Raw genomic sequence first — 19,212 nt, 5'->3', positions numbered from 1 at the left:
TCGGCAATGCTCAGAAAGGTCCGCAGGGCCGGTCCGCTGAGTTGTCGGCGTTTGGTCGGGGCGAACCGGTCAGGCTGGAGGAGCGGAAGCCTTCCAGGGCTTGATGCGGTGATGCGGTGGGTACGAGCAGGCATGGCGGCGTTCCCTCCTTGTCCATATTTGGACTATATAGTCCAAATATGGACATCGTCAAACCATCCGCCGTCACCCACACCGCCAAGTCACCGCACCGGCAAAGCGCCGCATCGTAGGCCGCCCAATGCACGCCCACTCTGTTCCCGTGACAATGCCGTAGAACCGGCTCGACACTGCGCCTAACCCTTCTTTTAACAGGCCTCAATCGCTGGAATAGAAGGCAATCCATATACATCGCGCCAAGATTGTGCGAGAGATCAATTTTTTGATCAATATAACGAGCGCCAAGAGGGCGTCTTTCCGCAGTTCTTTGGCAGATCCGCAACAATTTACAAATATTTACACCAGTTTACATAGGAGAAATTCACCTCCGTGGCATGATCCGACTGGTCATTCACACTGTGGATCAGGATGTCGACAATGACAAAGCGCGCCCTCATCGTCATTGACCTGCAGAACGATTACTTCCCCGGAGGAAAATGGACCCTGAGCGGCGTTGAGGCCGCTGCGGCGAACGCCGCTCGGCTGATTGCCGCAGCCCGTGAAGCCAATGAACCCGTCGTCCATATCCGGCACGAGTTTCCCACGGACGACGCCCCATTCTTCGCACCTGGTTCCAAAGGCGCGGAAATCCATTCCGTCGTCGCCAACCAGCCGGAGGAACCGGTGGTGCTGAAGCATCACATCAACTCCTTTCGCGGCACTGAACTTAAAAGTCTGCTGGATGGTTGGGACGCCGAGGAGGTGGTGATCTGCGGCGCCATGAGCCACATGTGCGTGGACGCCTGCACTCGTGCCGCGGCGGATTTCGGCTATCGGGTCACCGTCGTCCATGATGCCTGCGCATCCCGTGACTTGGCCTTCGGCGGCGTCACGGTGCCGGCAGCCCACGCCCACACCGCTTTCATGGCGGCCCTGGGCTTCGCCTATGCCACGCTGATGTCCACAGACGAATATCTGAGCATGGGCACCGCCGTGCGCTGACCCTGCGCTGACGTTCCATCGGTAGCCCTCCCAGGAGCAGCGCCACTGCCGATGTCGGACAAGTCGGACAATAGGAGCCTGCATCATGAACAGCATCGTGACACGCGCCGTCTCAGGCGCGACCCGCCGCGACGTCCTGGCCGGAGGCATCAGTCTGTCCGCTTTCGGCTTCTTCGCAGCAGCCCTTCTCCCCGTCACGCCGGCCATCGGCGGAACTCACAATGAAGGAGACCATGCCATGGGTACCATCAAGACCAAGGATGGCACCGAAATCCACTACAAGGATTGGGGGCCGCGCGAGGCACAGGCCGTCGTCTTCCATCATGGCTGGCCACTGTCGGCCGATGACTGGGACAACCAGATGCTGTTCTTCCTGTCGAAAGGCTACCGCGTCATCGCCCATGACCGGCGCGGTCATGGCCGCTCCACCCAGACGGCCGCCGGCAACGAGATGGACACCTACGCCGAGGACGTGAAGGCGTTGGTCGCCGCGCTGGACCTGAAGAAGGCGATCCATGTCGGTCATTCCACGGGGGGCGGCGAGGTGGCCCGGTATGTGGCGCGGGCCGAGCCCGGCCGCGTGAGCAAGGCCGTGCTGATCGGCGCCGTGCCGCCCGTGATGGTCAGGTCGGACAAAAATCCCGGCGGCCTGCCGCTGGAACTGTTCGACGGGTTCCGCGCCCAAGTGGCCGCAAACCGTGCCCAGTTCTACCGCGACGTGCCCGCCGGCCCATTCTACGGCTTCAATCGGCCGGGCGCCGCGGTCTCCCAGGGGATCGTCGACAACTGGTGGCGGCAAGGCATGATGGGCGGAATCAAGGCCCAGTATGATTGCATCAAGGCCTTCTCCGAAACCGACTTCACGGAGGATCTCAAGGCGATCACCGTGCCCGTGCTGCTGATGCACGGCGACGACGACCAGATCGTGCCCATCGCGGACTCGGCGATGCTCGGCATCAAGCTGCTGAAGCAGGGCACCCTGAAGGTTTACGAAGGCTTCGACCATGGCATGGCCACCACCCGTGCGGATGTGGTGAATGCCGACCTGCTGGCCTTCTTCCAGGATTGATGCCGTCGGAACCTGTCCACCCCTGCTATGACGGAGGCTGCCATGGTCCACCCGACCGACCGACCGGAACCGTTCGCGATTGCCCGGCGTCCCTTCCTGGCGGGAGCCGCCGCTCTGGCAACCGGCCTGCTGGCCGCCGGGCGGACCTTGGCGGCCCCGCCGCACCGGTTCGGGTGCGGCGGGTTCCAGATCGATGTCTTCAGCGACGGCTTCATCACCCTGCCGGACGAGGTCATCGCACCCGACGCCAGCCCGGCCGAGCGAGCCGACATCATCCGGCGGCTTGGCGGACGGCAGGGAGCGGCCGACATTCCCGTCAACATTCCTCTGATCCGGGCTGGCGAGGCGCTGATCCTTGTCGATACGGGGTCGGGAAACACGTTCCAGCCCTCGGCCGGGCGGCTGTGGGACAATCTGCTGGCCGCCGGCGTCGACCCCGCAGCCATCACCCACGTCGTGCTGACCCATGCCCATCCCGACCATGCCGGCGGCGTCCTCCGGCCGGGCGGCACCCTGTCCTTTCCCAACGCCACCCATCATGTGGCCGCGGCGGAGTGGGATTTCTGGATGGGTCGGGAGCCGCCCGCCCATCATCCGGGATTGCGCGGCCTCGTGCCGGGAGCCCGTCGCGACCTGGGCGCCCTGGCGGAGCGGCTGGTCCGTATGCGGGACGGGGACGAGCTGGTGTCCGGCCTGCGCGTGCTGGCCACGCCGGGGCACACGCCGGGCCACATCTCCCTGGAGCTTATGGGCGGCGACGGTCTTCTGATAACGGGCGACGCCATCACGAACGTGGTCGCATCGTTCGAACATCCGGGCTGGCGCTTCGGCTTCGACACCGACCAGGATCAGGGCATCGCCACACGCACCCGCCTGATCGAGCGGGCGGCGGCGGAAAAGCTGCGGATGCTGGGTTATCACTGGACCAGCCCGGGCCTCGCCGTCGCCGAACGGCACGGCGCCGCCTATCGGCACGTCGCCCTGACCTGAACGGCGTCCTCGAAGACCAGCGGCAGCGCCCGGCAGCGCCGTCGCATCAGCGATCCCCAAGGCTTTGAACACCGGTTCAGCACCCAATCCGCGTGCCGATGGAGTTCCGCGATGCCAACCGAAGATTCCCCCGCTCCGGAACTGGCGGTTTCCCGCTGGTTCAACACGCCCGAGCCTCTGACCCTGGCCGGCCTGCGTGGCCGGCCGGTGTTCATCCATGCATTCCAGATGCTGTGTCCCGGCTGCGTCGTCCACGGCACACCGCAGGCGCAGAAGGCGCACGCGATGTTCCGCAGCAGCGATCTTCAAGTGATCGGTCTGCACACGGTGTTCGAGCATCACGAGGCCATGGGGCCGGTCGCTCTGGAAGCCTACCTTCACGAATTCCGCCTGACCATGCCCATTGCCGTGGACCAGCCGGGCGCGTCCATGGGGACCCCCGAAACCATGCGCCGGCTGGGCCTGCGTGGAACACCGTCGTCGATCCTTGTCGGCCGCGACGGCCGCATCCGCCACCATGGATTCGGGCAGGAAGACGACATGGCCCTGGGCGCCCTGATCGCCGCCGCTCTGGCGGAGGACATGCCCGAGGACATGCCCATCGCGACCGCCTTCGCTGCCACGGCGCCGTCCGATGGCTGTATCGGCGATTTCTGTCGCGCCCCCTGACACACCCCCAGCTCACGGAGCCTGCGCCATGACCAAGCCGACCCTGACCCATGCCAATGGCGCTCCGGTCGCCGACAACCTGAACATCCAGACCGCAGGCCGCCGGGGGCCGGTGCTGCTGCAAGACATCTGGCTGATCGAGAAGCTCGCCCACTTCGACCGGGAGGTCATCCCTGAACGGCGCATGCATGCCAAAGGCTCCGGCGCCCATGGCGTCTTCACGGTGACCGGCGACGTCACCCGCTACAGCAAGGCCAGGATTTTTGCCGGGATCGGGAAGCGGACTCCCGTCTTCGTGCGCTTCTCCACGGTCGCCGGGGAGCGTGGGGCCGCCGACGCCGAGCGCGACATCCGTGGCTTTGCCGTCAAGTTCTACACCGAGGAGGGGAATTGGGACATCGTCGGCAACAACACGCCCGTCTTCTTCTTCCGCGACCCGTTGCGCTTCCCCGATCTGAACCATGCCGTCAAGCGTGATCCGCGCACCGGCATGCGCAACGCGGACAACAACTGGGATTTCTGGACCCTGCTGCCCGAGGCGCTGCACCAGGTGACCATCGTCATGTCCGACCGGGGCATCCCGTCCTCCTACCGCCACATGCACGGTTTCGGCAGCCACACCTTCAGCATGACGAACGCCGCCCATGAGCGGGTGTGGGTGAAGTTCCATTTCCGCAGCCGGCAGGGCATTGAAAACCTGACGGACGCGGAGGCCGAGGCCGCCATCGGCCGAGACCGCGAAACCCACCAGCGCGACCTGTTCGACCGCATCGAGGCGGGTGATTTCCCGCGCTGGACCTTGGCCATCCAGGTGATGACGGAGGCCGAGGCGGCCACCCACCGCCACGACCCGTTCGACCTGACCAAGGTCTGGCCGCACGCCGACCACCCGCTGATCGAGGTCGGCGTGCTGGAACTGAACCGCAATCCGGAAAACGTCTTCGCCGAGGTGGAGCAGGCGGCCTTCTCCCCCGCCAACATCGTCCCCGGCATCGGCTTCTCTCCGGACCGCATGCTGCAGGCGCGGCTCTTCTCCTATGGCGACGCCCAGCGCTACCGGCTGGGTGTGAACTTCGGCCACATCCCCGTCAACGCGCCGAAGTGCCCTTTCCACAGCTACCACCGCGACGGCGCCATGCGCACCGACGGCAATCTGGGCGCCACGCCGGCTTATGCGCCCAACAGCCGGGGTGATTGGCCTGACCGCCCGGATGCCGGGGAACCGCCCCTGCCGCTGGACGGACCGGCGGCCCATTGGGATCACCGCCTCGCCGATGACCATTGGGACCAGCCGGGCAACCTGTTTCGTCTGATGGAACCGGCGCAACGGCAGGCCCTGTTCGAGAACACGGCCCGCTCCCTTGGCAAGGCGGCGCTTCATATCCAGCAGCGGCATGTCGAAAACTGCACGAAGGCCGACCCCGCCTATGGCGCGGGCGTCGCGGCGGCGCTCGGGCTCGCAGCCCGGCAGGCAGCGGAATAGGAGACGGGAATGAAGGAAACGGCGATCGTCACAGGGGCCTCATCCGGCATCGGCGCGGTCTATGCGGAGCGGCTCGCGCGGCGGGGCCACAACCTCGTGGTCGTCGCGCGCGATCAGGCCCGGCTGGAGGCACTCGCGGAACGGCTGTCGGGTCGGTATGGCATCGCGGTCACGGCCTTGTCCGCGGACCTCAGCCGTGACGACGGTCGCGATCGGGTGTCGGCGATGCTGCGCAGCGACGAGGCGCATTCCATCCTCGTCAACTGCGCCGGGGTCGGGGCAAAGGGGCCGGTGCTCCAGTCCGAGCGGACCGGGCTCGAAAGCATGCTCACCCTGAATGTCAACGTTCTGCACACGCTCACCGTCGACGCCGCACAGGCGTTCGCGAGCCGCCGCCGGGGGGCGATCATCAACATCGCGTCGGTCGTTGCCCTGATGCCCGAACGATTCAACGCGACCTACGGCGCCGGCAAAGCCTTCGTTCTCGCTTTCACCCAAGCGATCGCTGCGGAATTGGAGCCCTACGGCGTGCGGGTGCAGGCGGTGCTGCCGGGCTTCACGCGGACCGAGCTTTTCGAACGCGCGGGCGTCGACATCGAGGCGATCCCGCCGGAGATGATCATGGATGCCGGGGACATGGTCGACGCGGCGCTCGCCGGCTTCGACCATGGCGAAGTCGTCACCATTCCGTCGCTGGCGGATGTCCGGCTGTGGTCCGACCTGGAAAAGGCGAGAGCAAGCCTGGCTCCGCATCTGTCGCTGCGCCATCCTGCGGCCAGATACGCGGCTGGGGGAGGTCCCGGCTGATCGGGCCGGGCGTCGTGCCGCGGGCAGGAAGCCATGGATCGGCTGCGGCGAATGATCGGTGTCTTTCGGGATGGTCCATCCGGCGCGGATTTCGCTTGATATATAGGACTCCTATGTATATGTTTTGGTCATGGAGACGCCCAAGACACCGACAGCGATTGAACACCGCATCCGCGAAGGCCTTTCGCGGCTGGTCTCGGTCTTCCGTTCGGAGGATTGGGTGCGCGCCAGGGCCGCAGGCCTCAACCCGACGCAGCATGCGATTCTTGAATGCCTCGCAGGCCGCGCCGCCGGGCTCACCGTCAAGGACATCGCCTTTCAACTCGGCGTCTCGCAGCCGACCACGACGGATTCCATCGCCGCGCTGGAACGCAAGGCCTTGGTCGTCAAGCGCCCCTCGGAGACCGACAGGCGCGCCGTCCATGTCTGCCTGACCGAGGCGGGAAGCGCGGCGCTCGCGCTCGGCGACGCGGTGTCCGGCGAGGTGGAGCATGCGACGGGCATGCTTTCGGACGCGGACAAGGAACATCTTCTGATGACCCTGGTCACGATGATCAAGCGGCTCCAGGACGCCGGCGCGATACCGATCCAGCGCATGTGCGTGAGTTGCCGCCATTTTCGGCCCCACGCCCATGCCGATGCGGCGAATCCGCATCACTGCGCCTTCGTGGATGCGGCCTTCGGCCCGCGGGATATCCGCATCGAATGCCGTGACCATGCGACAGCCGATCCTTCGCTCCAAGCTGCCACTTGGGGCGTGTTTCACAAAGGATAGCTCGACCCTCCAGGCAAGGAAGAAAGAGAGACACATACATGCTCGCAAAGCTCTTAACCGGCGCGATCGTCGCCGGAACGGTGTCGTCCTGGCTCGGCGCGGCCCACGCGCACCCGATCGAAGCCAAGCCGGTCGAGGCCGTGATGGCGTCCTTCGACATCGTCGAGACGGCCATCGTCACGAAGAATGACACCGCCGTCTTCACGACGCGCGTGCGTGGTGCGGCCGGGTCCGACAAGCCCGCCGCCACGGGCAAGTTCGAAGGCTCCGCCGTCTATGCCTATGTCTGGCCGACCTCGCTGAACAGCGACGAAATCGGCTTTGAAAAGGACCAGGGCATCGTCGCCCTCGCCGTCACCTTCCATCCGGATTTCGACGACGCCGCCTATGGCGGACGGAACCGCGACGTCTGGCATCCGCACTGGGTTGTCCTGAACGAGGACAAGGCCTGCAACGGCGGACTGAAGGTCACCGACATTCCGGAGGGCCAGAAGCCCAGGGTTCCGCCGACTTGGCCGAAGGTCCCGCTGCTGATCGACAGTCCGGACTATCCGACGGCGTTCAAGGGGGACGCGGTCGAGGTTGCGATCCCGCTGTCCCTGCTCGGCGGCATCCAGGGCGCGTCGTTCGACGGCGTCACCGCCGGGCTCAAGGTGAACGGCAACCTGCATTCGCCGCTGCTTTGCGTCGACAACGTGTTCAAGGTCGCGTCGGGCAATCTCAGCCTCCCCGGCAAGGTCGTGCCCGGCAAGTGAGATGAGGCGCCGGTCCGCCGACTGCCATCGGCGGACCGGCCTGCTTCTTCCTCCAGGCAAATGGAGAGACGAAGGCAACCCCACTATCCGCATTTCCGTTCCGAGCGCAATCGCGCCGTGGACGGCAGGACGAGGCATGCCATGACAAAGACCGCGCTCGTGCTTCGGCACGTCCATTTCGAGGATCTCGGCTCCTTTGCTTCGCCCATCCGGCAGGCGGGCTACGACATCCGATACGCCGACGTCGGGGACTCGAGCTTTCCCCCAGGTGATCCCCTGGCCCCCGATCTGCTCGTCGTCCTGGGCGGACCCATCGGTGTCTACGAGGAAAAGATCTATCCGTTCCTGGCTCCGGAACGGGCGTTTGTCGCCGCAAGGCTCGAGGCCCGGCGCCCGCTGCTTGGCGTGTGCCTCGGCGCGCAGCTTATCGCCGCCGCTTCCGGCGCGCGCGTCTTCCCGTCGGGGGTCAAGGAAATCGGCTTCAAGGCGGTCTCCCTTACCGCGGCCGGACGCGAGAGCCCGCTGCGTCATCTGGAGGGAGCGTCGCCGCTTCATTGGCACGGCGACACCTATTCGCTTCCTGCCGGAGCGACGAACCTCGCATCGAGCGACCTGATCGAACAGCAGGCCTTCTCATTCGGAAGGGAGGTTCTCGGGTTGCAGTTCCATCCCGAGGCGGATTGCGGCGACCGGTTCGAACGGTGGCTTGTCGGCCATGCGGCCGAGCTGGCAAGCGCCAGAATTGATGTCGCGGCCCTTCGGCAGGGCGCGCGCGTCAATGGACCATTGCTTCACAAGGCATCCGAAAGGATGATCGCGGAGTGGCTGGCCAATCTGGAGGCCCTGACCTGAAGACCACGGTGAGCCAAAGCGCGAGACCGACGCTCGATCATCCAATCCGCAAATCCGCCCGCCGTCGCTCATTGCCCCCATGCCCGTATCGCGACCTCTGGTCAGCGGGCCCGCGTCGGTTGCCGAACCCGTCGAGGGAAGCTCGCGGGCGGGCAGGAGGCCATCCCCACCACCACACCAATGGGCGGCAGCCGGTTGCCGATCGGAAGCGATTCCTCCCGTTCGTGAATGGAGGACGTCAGCCGGGCGGCGCATTTCGCCAGTGGGGCTGGTTCCCTCCGCTCCGTCCTCGAAACCCGGCTGGGAGGGGACAACGCGAGCAGGTCCGCATTCGCGCTACGTTCCCATGCGACGGCGCCATCCCGGCGCGCTTCGGCGAGCGCCCGTCGAAAGCTCCTGTCCGCGCGGTCCCTGGCGCCGGGCAGCTTGTCATCGAGAAGGATCGTGCCTTTCACTCGATGGAGTTCGGCAAGGCACCATCGTTCGCCGGAGGATGCGCAGTGCGCAATCGCGGAGTCGATTGCTTCCAATGCCTCCGCAAGATTCCCCATTTCATGGAGAGCACGCGCGGCGACGGATTGGAAGAACGTCTGAAACAGAATGAAGCCACCTTTGCGGAGGGCCGGCAGGCTTGTGCTCAAAAGCCGCACGCAATCTCCAGGTCGCCCGTTTCGAAGCGCGATTTCAGCCTCGAAGCAGTCCGCATAACAATTCCATACGTCAAGGGACAAGGCTCTCGTATGTTCCTTGAGAAGTGATGTGTAATGTCTGGCAAGGTCATCCCGTCCTGCGAGCAGCGAGAGGGGGCAGGCCGCTTCCGCCAGGGCGCAGGCAAGGGAGATGTCGTGCTGAATTTTGTTGGCGTAAGCCAACGTGTCCTCCACCTCCCGCAGCGCCTCCTCTTCATGTCCAAGCATCCAGGTGGATCGTGCCAAGATGATCCGGGCAGTCACATTCTGATCGAACTGGAAGCGTACGGAATGTCGACCTCCCGGCGGTTCCGCATACTCATCCAGCATCTGCCGAAGTTGATCGCGCGCTTCGGCGTGGCGGCCGAGCCAGTGGAGGGTCGCGCCGTACAGCCTCTTTCCGATGATGGCATCGGCCGGATCGAACGATGATGGGGCCAGGGCACGAAAGCGTTCCGTGATGGTCAATCCGAGGCAGGGCTGCGCGCGGTTGATCGCATCGACCCAAAGCGCCCAAGTGGCTCGGAGTTGATGATCGATGTCATCCATGCCCTCGGCAATCCGCAAGGCCGTCGACCACGCTGCGATGCCATGTTCCGGTGCTTCCGTCGGGCAGATCTGGGGCCAGCCGAGCGCCGCGTAGAGTTTCATGCGGCTGCGCTCGTCCAGGCGGGGCCGGGCGTCCAGGTAAGTGATCGCATGGGTCACCCAAGCCAGGCACTCGTCGAGCAACGAAAGACGATAGAAAAACGGCAACGCAGCGACGGTGAGCCTTACGCCCAGCAGAGGATCACCCTGTTTGGAGAAAGCCCAATCCAGCGCGGCCCGCAAATCGCTCGTGTGCTGAGCATAGTCGCGCGTCCAGTCCGGTACCGGTGCCGAGTAGAGCTCGTCTTCCGCACCTTCGAAGAAGACGAGCAGATGCCCGGCATGCCTCGTCAAGGCAGCGTCGGCATCCCCCATGTCGACGAGCTTTTCGGATGCGTAGAGTCTGGTCGTGTCGAGAAGCCGGTACCGCGTCGGTCCGGATGAGGCGTCAACGGTGACGAGAGACTTTGCGACGAGCGACGCAAGGACATCCTCCACGCGCCCCTCCGACAGGACAGCCGCCGCCGCCCCGTTGCCGAACCAGCCGCGGAAAACCGACAGTTCCGCCAGAGCGGCCTGTTCCGATTTCGGCAGGATCATGTAGCTCCAGTCGAGTGTTGCCCTCAAGGTCTGATGACGGGGCAGCGCGGTGCGGCGGCCACGGGTCAACACTTGGAAGCAATCCGAAAGCGATTGGGCCAGGGTCTGCACTCCAATCGTCTCAAGGCGACCGGCGGCCAACTCGATGGCAAGCGCTATACCGTCGAGCTGTCCACAAATACGGGTAACATAGGGCGTGTCCTGGTCGGTCAGCTCGTAATGTCCGAGACAGGCGTCGGCGCGCTCCACGAAGAGCTGGACCGCGGGTGACGCCATTGCCTCGCGCGCGGACAGCGTCGCGGGCGGAAGCTCCAGTGGTGGTATGCGGTGCACACGTTCGCCGTCGGCCCTCAACGGTTCGCGGCTGGTTGCGAGAATGCGAAGATCGGGGACCTCCGCAAGCAGGCTTTCGACGAACTCCGCGACGCTGCCAACCAGATGCTCGCAGCTGTCCAGGACGATGAGGGCGGGCCGCGTGCGAAGATGCAGGACGATCTCGCGCAGGATGTTGTCGGTTCGTGAAAGGATGCCGAGCGCCGACGCCACCACGGTCGGGACGAGATGCCCACCGGTCACGGACGAAAAGTCTATCCAGAAGACGAGCCCTTCGGACCGATCACGAGCCACGACCGCGCGGGCGACGGTCGTTTTTCCTATGCCGCCCGGCCCGACGATCGTGAGAAGCCGGAAGCGGTCGATCTGGGCGGCGATGGTGTTGACCACGCTCTCCCGTCCGAAAATCCGACCTGTGCCGAGGCCCAATCCGTCAAGACAGCGCGGGGATTCACCGGCCCCCTCCCCGACTTCTCGTTTGGTGACCGGACAGATGAATGAATAGCCCCTGCCGGGAATGTTTGCGATGAAGCGCGGATCGCGCTGCGTATCGCCCAGGGTTCGTCGGATGACCGAGATATGGACCCGAAGATTGGCCTCGTCCACGAAGGTGTCGGGCCAGACATGCTTCACGATTTCACTGTTGGTCCGAATTTCCCCCGCATGGGCGATGAGATGGATCAGGATGTCGACAGCACGGCTGCCGAGCGGCACCGCCCGCCGGTCGCGCAGCAATGTTCGCCGGCTGGGTATGACGGTAAAGGGCCCGAACTCAAGCTCCACAGCCATGCGATTATCCTCATCGGGAGGTACGAAGCATTTTTGCAGGACCTGCCCTTCCGGGTCTTTCGCAAAGCTGCCGGAATTTTTCGCGAGTCTGCCGCATCCGTCTTTCAGGGGAGGCGATGGCGATAGGCTCCGGGTGTGCAGCCCATGACCCGTTTGAAAGCCGTGCTGAACGCCGCCTGGCTGGAGAACCCCGACCGATGGGCCACGGTGACGAGCGGCATGTCCCGATCGCTGAGAAGCCTTCGGGCCAGTTCGAAGCGTTCCGCGCTGACGAAGCCATGGGGCGTCTTGCCCGTTGCACGCTTGAACATGCGCGCGAAGTGGCAGGGGCTCAGGCAGGCCACCGCGGCGAGTTCGGAAACCGAGATGTCACGCTCCAGGTTGTCGCGGAGGAAGTCGATCGCCCGCGCGATCCGCTTGGGGCAGGTGGCCTGGGGCCCGGTTTCCAGGGCTTCCAGACGATCCTGGCCGTAAGCATGAGCCAGACGCGCGATCAGCGCCAGCGCCGCGGATTCGACCATCATCCGGCCGGCGGATGTTTCCTGCAATAGTTCCGCGCGGATCGACAGGCCAATTTGCCAGATGAGCGGATCGCGCAAATCCGCGAGGTAGCGGATCGCATCCGCGCGAATGCGCTTGTCGGCGTAGAGTTCGGCCAGCGCGTCGAAGCGACTGGCCGGCAGATAAATGTGCAGAATTTCTTCGAGCGGTGCGGAAATGCTGATCTCGTCCTCACCGACGCCGACCGGGCATAACCATATGGCGCCTTGCTCGACGGCCGAGCGTTGACGGACTCCGGCCCCCTTCCGCCTCACGAACGCACCGGGACTGCGGCGTGTCGCCAGCGTGATCTCCATCTGGGTCGGGACAATCGCCGGCAACTCGCCAGCCGGGTGCGAGCGCAACTCGGCAGCAACTCCGTTCCAGCCACGGCCGAGCGATGTCGCGCCCAGGCCTGCATTCGGGAATTTGTATGCGCCGTGCCTATGCAGATTCATGGCGGAAATCTGGGTTCGTTTGCGACGTTTCAGTGTGGATGCACGGTGGAAGTCTAGGGTCACCGGTCACGCGCAGCCATTATACAGGCGTATCGTGGACATGGCGGCGGAGCGCTGTTACTGCTTCTCACCTGGAGGCGATTGGGATGCGGCAAGTCTTCACCAGATGGCCAAGCCTAGCGGAAGCATCGGCGGAGGCTGCCCCGGAGTCCGACGTTCTGCCCGCTTGGATGACCGCCAAGGCACCGGGTCAAGGGATGGCCATCGTCCGCGATCTTGCCGTCTCCACCCTGCTGGTCTTCGCACCGGCGATGCTGGCGGTGGTTTCTGCATGGCAGTCGACCGAGCATCGCGAGATCGCACTCCTGACGGGGATGGCCGCGCTCCTGTCCGGCGTTTTCGCCGCCCTGCGCGTGATGAGGCTGAAAAGGGATTTGCTGCGCAGCCGGCAGCAATTCCAAGCGATCTTCGAACGGGCTGGCGTTTCGATGTGGCGCGAGGACTGGACGGCTGCCGGCGAGGCCGTCATGGCGTTGCGCCGGGCCGGAGTCAGCGATCTGGAAAGTCATTTCGCCAAACGCCCCGACGAGCTTCGGGCGCTGAAGGCGCGCGTGATCATCCGCGACGTGAACGCCTTCACACTGGAAGAAACCGGCGCACCGGGAAAGGACGCCTATGTCGGTCCGCTCGACCGATTGCTTCCCGAAACCGACCAGACCTTCGTCCAATGGCTGGTGGCCTTCAGCCGTGGCGACCGCTTTTTCCGCTCCGAAGCACATGTGAAGACGGAGGCGGGAGTCGAGATCGACACGCTCTTCACCGCCATGCTGCCGCAGGACCTCGCCGGCTTTTCGGACATCGTTGTGACCTCCATCGACATCACCGCCTACAAGAAGGCCCAGGCCCGGCTGACCTCCGCCCAGGCGGAGGTCGCCAAAACATCCCGGATATCGACCGCCAACGCCTTCAGCGCGTCGATTGCACACGAAGTCAATTCACCCCTCGCCGCCATATTGGCGAACGCGCAGGCGGCCCAGCGCCTGCTCCGCCTCGCCAAACCCGACATGGAGGAAGCGGCCGCCGCCCTCCGGGACGTTGTCTCCCAGGCCACGCGTGCGCGGGACGTTGTGTTGCGCATCACCTCCTATTTCAGCAAGTCGTCGGAGCCGTTCGCTCCGGTCGATGTCGTCCAGGCGGCCCGCAACGCCAATCTGCTGGTGGAAGCGGAGTTGCGGAGCCTCGGTGCCGTCGTTCATCTCGCGGCGGCGGACGATCTTCCGCTCGCCATGGCTGACCTCGTGCAGATCCAGCAGGTGTTCGTGAACCTCATGTTGAACGCCGCGCAAGCGATGGCGGGCAGGCCCGGTCGGCGGGACATCACAGTGACTCTCCGGGTCGAGCGGACATTGATCGCCGTCGATGTGACCGACACCGGGCCGGGAGTGGCGCCAGACCGGCGGGCGCAAATCTTTGAGCCATTCCATTCGACCAAGCGGAGCGGCATGGGAATGGGGCTGGCCATATGCCGCAACTGCCTCGATGCGCACGGAGGCGACATCTGGGTGGATGAGGCTGCGGGCGGCGGAGCGGCCTTTCACTTCACGTTGCCGCTCAGCAATGGTTGACGGCAACCGGGTGGGACACATCGTGGCAATCGTCGACGACGACCCCTTCATTCGAGCGGCGTTGGGACGACTCGTTCGATCGATCGGATACGAGGCTTTGGCGTTCGAGGGTGCTGAAGCCATGTTGTCGCACGCGACGCTGAAAGGGTTTTGCTGTGTGCTCGCCGATCTCCAGATGCCGGGAGTCAATGGCATCGAACTGATCCAGACCCTGGCCGGGCGCTGTCCCACGCTTCCGGTCGTCGCCATGACCGCATACCCGAGCGAGGCGATCCGGCAGCGGGCGTTAGCGGCGGGCGCTGTGGCCTATCTCACGAAACCGTTCGACGCCACCTTGCTGGAAACTCACCTTTCGCGGTTCAGTTCGCCCTAAAAATCATGATTTAATGCCGGTCATGGAACCGACCGTCCACATCGTCGATGACGATCCGGCCCTGCGGAGAGCGCTGACAAGGCTCTGCAGGGCTGCGGGCTTGACCGCCGTTGAACATTCGGATGCCAATGGACTTGCTGAGAAGACGCTCATCCGCCCCCCAAGCTGCATCCTGCTCGACGTCAGGCTGGCGGATCAGAACGGGCTTGTCGTGCAGGAGGCGCTGCGGGACGCCGGCAGCTCTGTGCCGATTATTTTCCTTACTGGTTACGGCACGATTCCCATGACCGTCCGGGCCATGCGCGGCGGCGCGATTGAGTTCCTGACCAAGCCAGTCGAAGAATCGCTTCTTTTGGATGCGATCAATCGTGCGATCAAGGCCGACACTGAGGCGTTGGACATTGAGCGCGCCCGCCATGATCTTGCCGCACGCCGCGAGTCCCTCACGGACCGCGAGCACGACGTCATGGCATGCGTCATCGGTGGTCTGATGAACAAACAGATCGCCGGGGAACTTGGTATTTCGGAAATAACAGCAAAAGTCCATAAGCGTCATGTTATGGAGAAGATGGGAGCCCGGTCATTGCCCGACCTCGTGCGGATGGCCGAGCAACTCGGGATATCCGCTCGCCGCCGAAGGTGAGGCCATCTCAGAGGTGCTGTCAACTTAGTGAACCGCACCGGGTTTATCGGAGGCTATGAAGGTCGGGACAGACCAAATAAACGTCTCCCGCGGGGTGTGGATGAGCAGCCGGAACTGGTTGGCCGTCGCCTTGCTGCAGGAGGTGCGGTTGGAGGCGAGGTGCAACTTGTGCGCCTTGATCAGGTTCATTTGGCCGCGGGCGCAGCAGATCGTCTCGTACCGCGCCTTGGGCGTGCCGGTCAGGTTGGCGACGATGAAGCGGGTGTCGGTGCCCTAGACCGACGCCTCGATCCGGGCGATGACCCGGCGCTTCACCTTCCAGGAACGGGCGGCATAGCGGAATTCGAAGAGATGCCGAACTTTGTCCGCCTCGCCGGCAAGCCGGCCCATGGCGGCGTCTTTGGCCGAGGCGGTGCCCCACCCGAGCAAGGCCGTGTTGCCGCCCAGGCCGAAGACGTAGCCGACGCGCTTGCGTTCGTACCAGCTCATCGCCTCGTTACGGCCGTAATGGCTGTCGCCGCGCACCAGGATGTCGACGCGCGGCCAGCGGGCGCGGATGGCCCGCACGACATGGCGCAGCACCAGCGTCGCCTCGTGGATGTGCATCGGCAGGAAGCAGCGCCCGTCGTAATGGGCGTGGAACAGCGAGAGCTGCCGGGCGCCGTGGACGCGGTCCTTGGTGTCGTCGATGTCCAGCACGATGCGCCGCGGCGCCGTGGCGAGGCTGTCGCAGAACAGCCACAGCATGGCCGCCATCATGCGCTTGAGCGCCACCGGTCCGGGCAGGTTTTCCAAGCGGCTGATAGTCGGCTGCGAGCACAGGTCGGCGCCGCTCCCGAAAAGCCTGCCGACCGCCATCGTCCACATCGCCTCTCGCCCGTTTCAACACGGAAAACAGGCAAACCCTCTTTCCCAAACGGGCTCTCAGCACACCCTCCGGTCCTCTCTACAGTTTGAGCCATCGCAGCCGCAGCGCGTTTCCAACCACGGACACCGAACTCAGGGCCATTGCGGCCGCGGCGACGATGGGCGACAGTGTCCACCCGAACAGTGGGTAGAATAGACCCGCCGCGACCGGCACGCCGAGCGCGTTGTAGACGAACGCCAGAAACAGGTTCTGCCGGATGTTGCGCATCGTCGCCCGGCTGAGCGTCCGCGCCCGTGCGATGCCCGCAAGATCCCCCTTCACCAGCGTCACTCCGGCACTCTGAATCGCGACCTCGGTGCCGGTGCCCATCGCCACGCCGACGTCGGCCTCGGCCAGCGCCGGTGCGTCGTTCACCCCGTCCCCTGCCATCGCAACCACCCGGCCCTGTGCCTTCAGCCGCTTCACCACCTGGTTCTTGTCCTCCGGCAGCACCTCGGCCTCGACCGCGTCGATGCCCAGGCGGCGCGCCACCGCTTCGGCCGTGGTCCGGTTGTCACCGGTCAGCATGACGATCCGCACGCCGTCGTTCCGGAGCGTCTCCAGCGCGTGCGCCGTGGTCGCCTTGATCGGGTCGGCAACCGCAATCACGCCACCGGGCTGGCCGTCGATGGCGGCAAAGAGAGCGGTGGCACCCTCGCGCCGTAGTTCCTCCGCGCGCGCCTCCACATCGCCCAAGGCAATCCCCTGGTCCCGCATCATCGCGGCGTTGCCGAGGGACACTGTGCGCCCTTTGACCGTCCCGACCACGCCCTTGCCGGTGACGGAGCCGAAATCGGCGACGTCCCGCAGCGGCAGGCCCCGTTCCTTGGCGGAGGCGACGATGGCGGCCGCCAGCGGGTGCTCGCTCGACCGCTCCAGGCTCGCCGCCAGCGTCAGAAGGTCCGCCTCGTCGATGCCCGGCGCCGGAACCACGGCGGTCACCTTTGGCTTGCCCTCGGTCAGGGTGCCGGTCTTGTCCACGACGAGCGTGTCGACCTTCTCGAACCGCTCCAGGGACGCCGCGTCCTTGATCAGGACGCCCGCGGTCGCTCCCTTGCCGACACCGACCATGATCGACATCGGCGTCGCCAGCCCCAGCGCGCAAGGACAGGCGATGATGAGCACCGAGACCGCCGCAATCAGCGCGTAGGCGAAGGCGGGCTGCGGCCCCCAGACCATCCAGGCGACGAAGGCCAGGGCGGCCACGAGGATTACCGCCGGGACGAAGGTGCCGGACACCACGTCGGCCATGCGCTGGATGGGCGCCCGGCTGCGCTGGGCCTCGGCGACCATGGTGACAATGCGCGACAGCATGGTGTCGGACCCAACCTTCTCGGCGCGCATCACCAAGGCACCGGTCTGGTTCACCGTTCCGCCGATCACCTTGGAGCCGGGCTCCTTCCCGACCGGCATGCTCTCGCCGGTGACCATGGACTCGTCGACGGGGCTGCGGCCCTCCAGGACCTCGCCGTCGACCGGCACCCCATCGCCGGGACGGACGCGCAGCCGGTCGCCGACCCGGACCACCTCAAGCGGCACCTCCTCGTCCTCGCCGTCGCCCCGCATGCGCCGCGCCGTCTTGGGCGCGAGGTTGAGCAGCGCGCGGATGGCGCCGCCGGTCTGCTCGCGGGCGCGGAGCTCGAGCACCTGCCCGAGGAGCACCAGCACCGTGATGACGGCGGCCGCCTCGTAGTAGACGGCCACCACGCCATCCATGCCTCGGAAGCTCGGCGGAAAGATGCCCGGCAGGAACGTCGCGACCAGGCTGAACACGTAGGCCACCCCGACGCCCAGCGCGATCAGGTTGAACATGTTCAGGCTGCGGTTCACGAACGACCGCCAGCCGCGCTCCAGCAGCGGCCAGCCCGCCCACAGCACCACCGGCGTCGCCAACAGGAACTGCACCCAGACGGAGATGCGGGGCGGCACCACGTCATGGAGCCCAAGCCCCGGGATGTGGCCGCCCATCTCCAGCACCAGCAGCGGCACGCTCAGGACCAAGCCGATCCAGAACCGCCGCGTCATGTCGACGAGTTCCGGGTTGGGCCCTTCCTCGAGGGTGGCTCCGACCGGCTCCAGGGCCATGCCGCAGATCGGGCAGTTGCCCGGCCCCTCCTGGCGGATCTCCGGGTGCATCGGGCAGGTGTAGATCACGCCCGTCTGCGGCGACGCCTGGGCGGCCTTCTCGGGAGCGACGGGCTTTGCCTCCGGCTTCAGGTACCGCTCCGGGTCGGCGACGAACTTTTCCCGGCAGCGCGCCGAGCAGAAGTGGAAGGTCTGGCCCCCGTGCCCGGCTTGGTGCCCGGTCCGCTCGGGATCGACCATCATGCCGCACACGGGGTCCTTCACCTTTGGCCGGTCGTCGGGACCGCCGTGGTGGTCGTGCCCACCGTGACTGTGGTGGTCAGGATGGTGTGCGTGGCTGCGGTGCTGGTCGTTCATGTTCGCTTCTCCCTTCGCATGCAGGCGTCGGTGCCTCCGCGTTCGTTCGCGCTTCCCGGCACCGGCGTGCGATGGCATCCATGAAACCGAGGCTCCGCCTTCCAATGACTGGAAGGTCAAGCGCGTTGTGCAGACCGCTCGCGTCCGCTCCTTATTTCCTCGCGCGTTCGCTCAGGGCGGCGTGGCGACGACGGATCTCCTCGGGCCAGGAGCTCTTGATGAAGGCCAGGACCGCCCAGATCTCGGCATCGCTCAGCACGCCGCCGAAGGCGGGCATGTCGCTCTCGTAGCCGGGCGGGGCAAATTCAACGACGCCTTGCTTGGTGATTTTGAAGAGGTCGGCGTCGGGGTGGTGCCACGTGTGCCCGGAGGCGTCGTGCGGCGGCGCGGGCAGACGGCCGTCCGGCCTGCGGCTTTGCCACTCCGGCTGGCCTTCGAGCCGCGCGCCGTGGCACGACGCGCACCGCTCCGCGTAGACCGCCTTGCCCTGGGCAACCTGGGCGGCGTCGGTTGGATCGGCGCCTGCCTTGGGTCCAGCGAGCAGGACGACGCCAGCCACCGCGATCGCCGCGCTCATGGCCAAGCCAACGCCAATCTTCATCGCCTTCATCGTAAGCGTTGCGTGACGACACCTCCGACGTGATCCTGGTTCATGAAATATTCCGCTGGTCACAGATCAGCGGGGAAAGAGGATGTCGGGCCAGGA

16 protein-coding genes and 1 pseudogene are annotated in these 19,212 nt (G+C 65.4%); 12 read left to right on the top strand and 5 right to left on the bottom strand.

From position 1 onward, the window contains the following. Positions 1-555 precede the first annotated feature (555 nt). The 9 genes from FHW79_RS31435 (at position 556) to FHW79_RS31395 (ending at position 8,519) form a co-directional block, all read left to right on the top strand. Positions 556-1,119 (top strand): cysteine hydrolase family protein, encoded by a 564-nt coding sequence (locus tag FHW79_RS31435; RefSeq protein ID WP_183182552.1) that lies wholly within the window; start codon positions 556-558, stop codon positions 1,117-1,119. A 238-nt stretch (positions 1,120-1,357) separates the two neighbouring features. Continuing rightward, positions 1,358-2,188 (top strand): alpha/beta hydrolase, encoded by an 831-nt coding sequence (locus tag FHW79_RS31430; protein ID WP_211108577.1) that lies wholly within the window; start codon positions 1,358-1,360, stop codon positions 2,186-2,188. A 42-nt stretch (positions 2,189-2,230) separates the two neighbouring features. Then, positions 2,231-3,178, top strand: a complete 948-nt coding sequence (locus tag FHW79_RS31425; protein WP_183182550.1) for an MBL fold metallo-hydrolase — start codon at positions 2,231-2,233, stop codon at positions 3,176-3,178. 111 nt (positions 3,179-3,289) lie between these two features. After that, on the top strand, positions 3,290-3,847 hold the full coding sequence (locus FHW79_RS31420) for a TlpA disulfide reductase family protein (protein ID WP_183182549.1): 558 nt from the start codon (positions 3,290-3,292) through the stop codon (positions 3,845-3,847). Positions 3,848-3,875: 28 nt separating this feature from the next. Further along, positions 3,876-5,330 (top strand): catalase, encoded by a 1,455-nt coding sequence (locus FHW79_RS31415; protein WP_183182548.1) that lies wholly within the window; start codon positions 3,876-3,878, stop codon positions 5,328-5,330. Between the two features lie 9 nt (positions 5,331-5,339). Then, on the top strand, positions 5,340-6,137 hold the full coding sequence (locus FHW79_RS31410; protein ID WP_183182547.1) for an SDR family oxidoreductase: 798 nt from the start codon (positions 5,340-5,342) through the stop codon (positions 6,135-6,137). 130 nt (positions 6,138-6,267) lie between these two features. Beyond that, positions 6,268-6,912, top strand: coding sequence for a MarR family transcriptional regulator (locus FHW79_RS31405; RefSeq protein WP_183182546.1), 645 nt, complete (start codon positions 6,268-6,270; stop codon positions 6,910-6,912). Positions 6,913-6,950: 38 nt separating this feature from the next. Then, positions 6,951-7,667, top strand: a complete 717-nt coding sequence (locus FHW79_RS31400) for a hypothetical protein (protein WP_183182545.1) — start codon at positions 6,951-6,953, stop codon at positions 7,665-7,667. Between the two features lie 141 nt (positions 7,668-7,808). Further along, the gene (locus tag FHW79_RS31395; protein ID WP_183182544.1) at positions 7,809-8,519 is read left to right on the top strand and encodes a glutamine amidotransferase; all 711 of its coding nucleotides are present in this window, start codon (positions 7,809-7,811) and stop codon (positions 8,517-8,519) included. Between the two features lie 101 nt (positions 8,520-8,620). Here FHW79_RS31395 and FHW79_RS31390 read toward each other — a convergent pair whose 3' ends face one another. Both FHW79_RS31390 and FHW79_RS31385 read right to left on the bottom strand, forming a co-directional pair. Beyond that, entirely contained in the window at positions 8,621-11,518 is a 2,898-nt protein-coding gene (locus FHW79_RS31390) for a winged helix-turn-helix domain-containing protein (protein ID WP_183182543.1), read from the bottom strand. A 104-nt stretch (positions 11,519-11,622) separates the two neighbouring features. Next, positions 11,623-12,516: an AraC family transcriptional regulator gene (locus FHW79_RS31385; RefSeq protein WP_183182542.1), complete on the bottom strand. Its 894-nt coding sequence runs from the start codon at positions 12,514-12,516 to the stop codon at positions 11,623-11,625. Positions 12,517-12,773: 257 nt separating this feature from the next. On the opposite strand from FHW79_RS31385, the gene FHW79_RS31380 reads away from it, so the two are divergent. The 3 genes from FHW79_RS31380 to FHW79_RS31370 are packed head-to-tail and all read left to right on the top strand — an operon-like array spanning position 12,774 to position 15,157. Next, positions 12,774-14,141 carry an ATP-binding protein gene (locus FHW79_RS31380; RefSeq protein ID WP_183182541.1) on the top strand — a complete coding sequence of 456 codons (1,368 nt, stop codon included), beginning with the start codon at positions 12,774-12,776 and terminating at the stop codon, positions 14,139-14,141. A 22-nt stretch (positions 14,142-14,163) separates the two neighbouring features. Further along, positions 14,164-14,514 (top strand): response regulator, encoded by a 351-nt coding sequence (locus FHW79_RS31375; protein WP_211108575.1) that lies wholly within the window; start codon positions 14,164-14,166, stop codon positions 14,512-14,514. Positions 14,515-14,536: 22 nt separating this feature from the next. Continuing rightward, positions 14,537-15,157 (top strand): response regulator, encoded by a 621-nt coding sequence (locus tag FHW79_RS31370; protein ID WP_183182539.1) that lies wholly within the window; start codon positions 14,537-14,539, stop codon positions 15,155-15,157. 24 nt (positions 15,158-15,181) lie between these two features. Here FHW79_RS31370 and FHW79_RS31360 read toward each other — a convergent pair. The 3 genes and pseudogenes from FHW79_RS31360 to FHW79_RS31350 form a co-directional block, all read right to left on the bottom strand. Then, positions 15,182-16,015 (bottom strand): annotated as a pseudogene (locus FHW79_RS31360) (transposase). Positions 16,016-16,103: 88 nt separating this feature from the next. Continuing rightward, positions 16,104-18,506, bottom strand: coding sequence for a heavy metal translocating P-type ATPase (locus FHW79_RS31355; RefSeq protein ID WP_183182537.1), 2,403 nt, complete (start codon positions 18,504-18,506; stop codon positions 16,104-16,106). Positions 18,507-18,657: 151 nt separating this feature from the next. Further along, positions 18,658-19,116 carry a cytochrome c gene (locus FHW79_RS31350; RefSeq protein WP_183182536.1) on the bottom strand — a complete coding sequence of 153 codons (459 nt, stop codon included), beginning with the start codon at positions 19,114-19,116 and terminating at the stop codon, positions 18,658-18,660. Positions 19,117-19,212: the final 96 nt, after the last annotated feature.

Origin of the sequence: Azospirillum sp. OGB3 (assembly GCF_014192915.1) — a bacterium.
In the GTDB taxonomy this organism is placed as follows: domain Bacteria; phylum Pseudomonadota; class Alphaproteobacteria; order Azospirillales; family Azospirillaceae; genus Azospirillum.
Note: the sequence above shows the minus strand (reverse complement) of the source record. Positions and strands in the feature narration are given on the sequence as shown.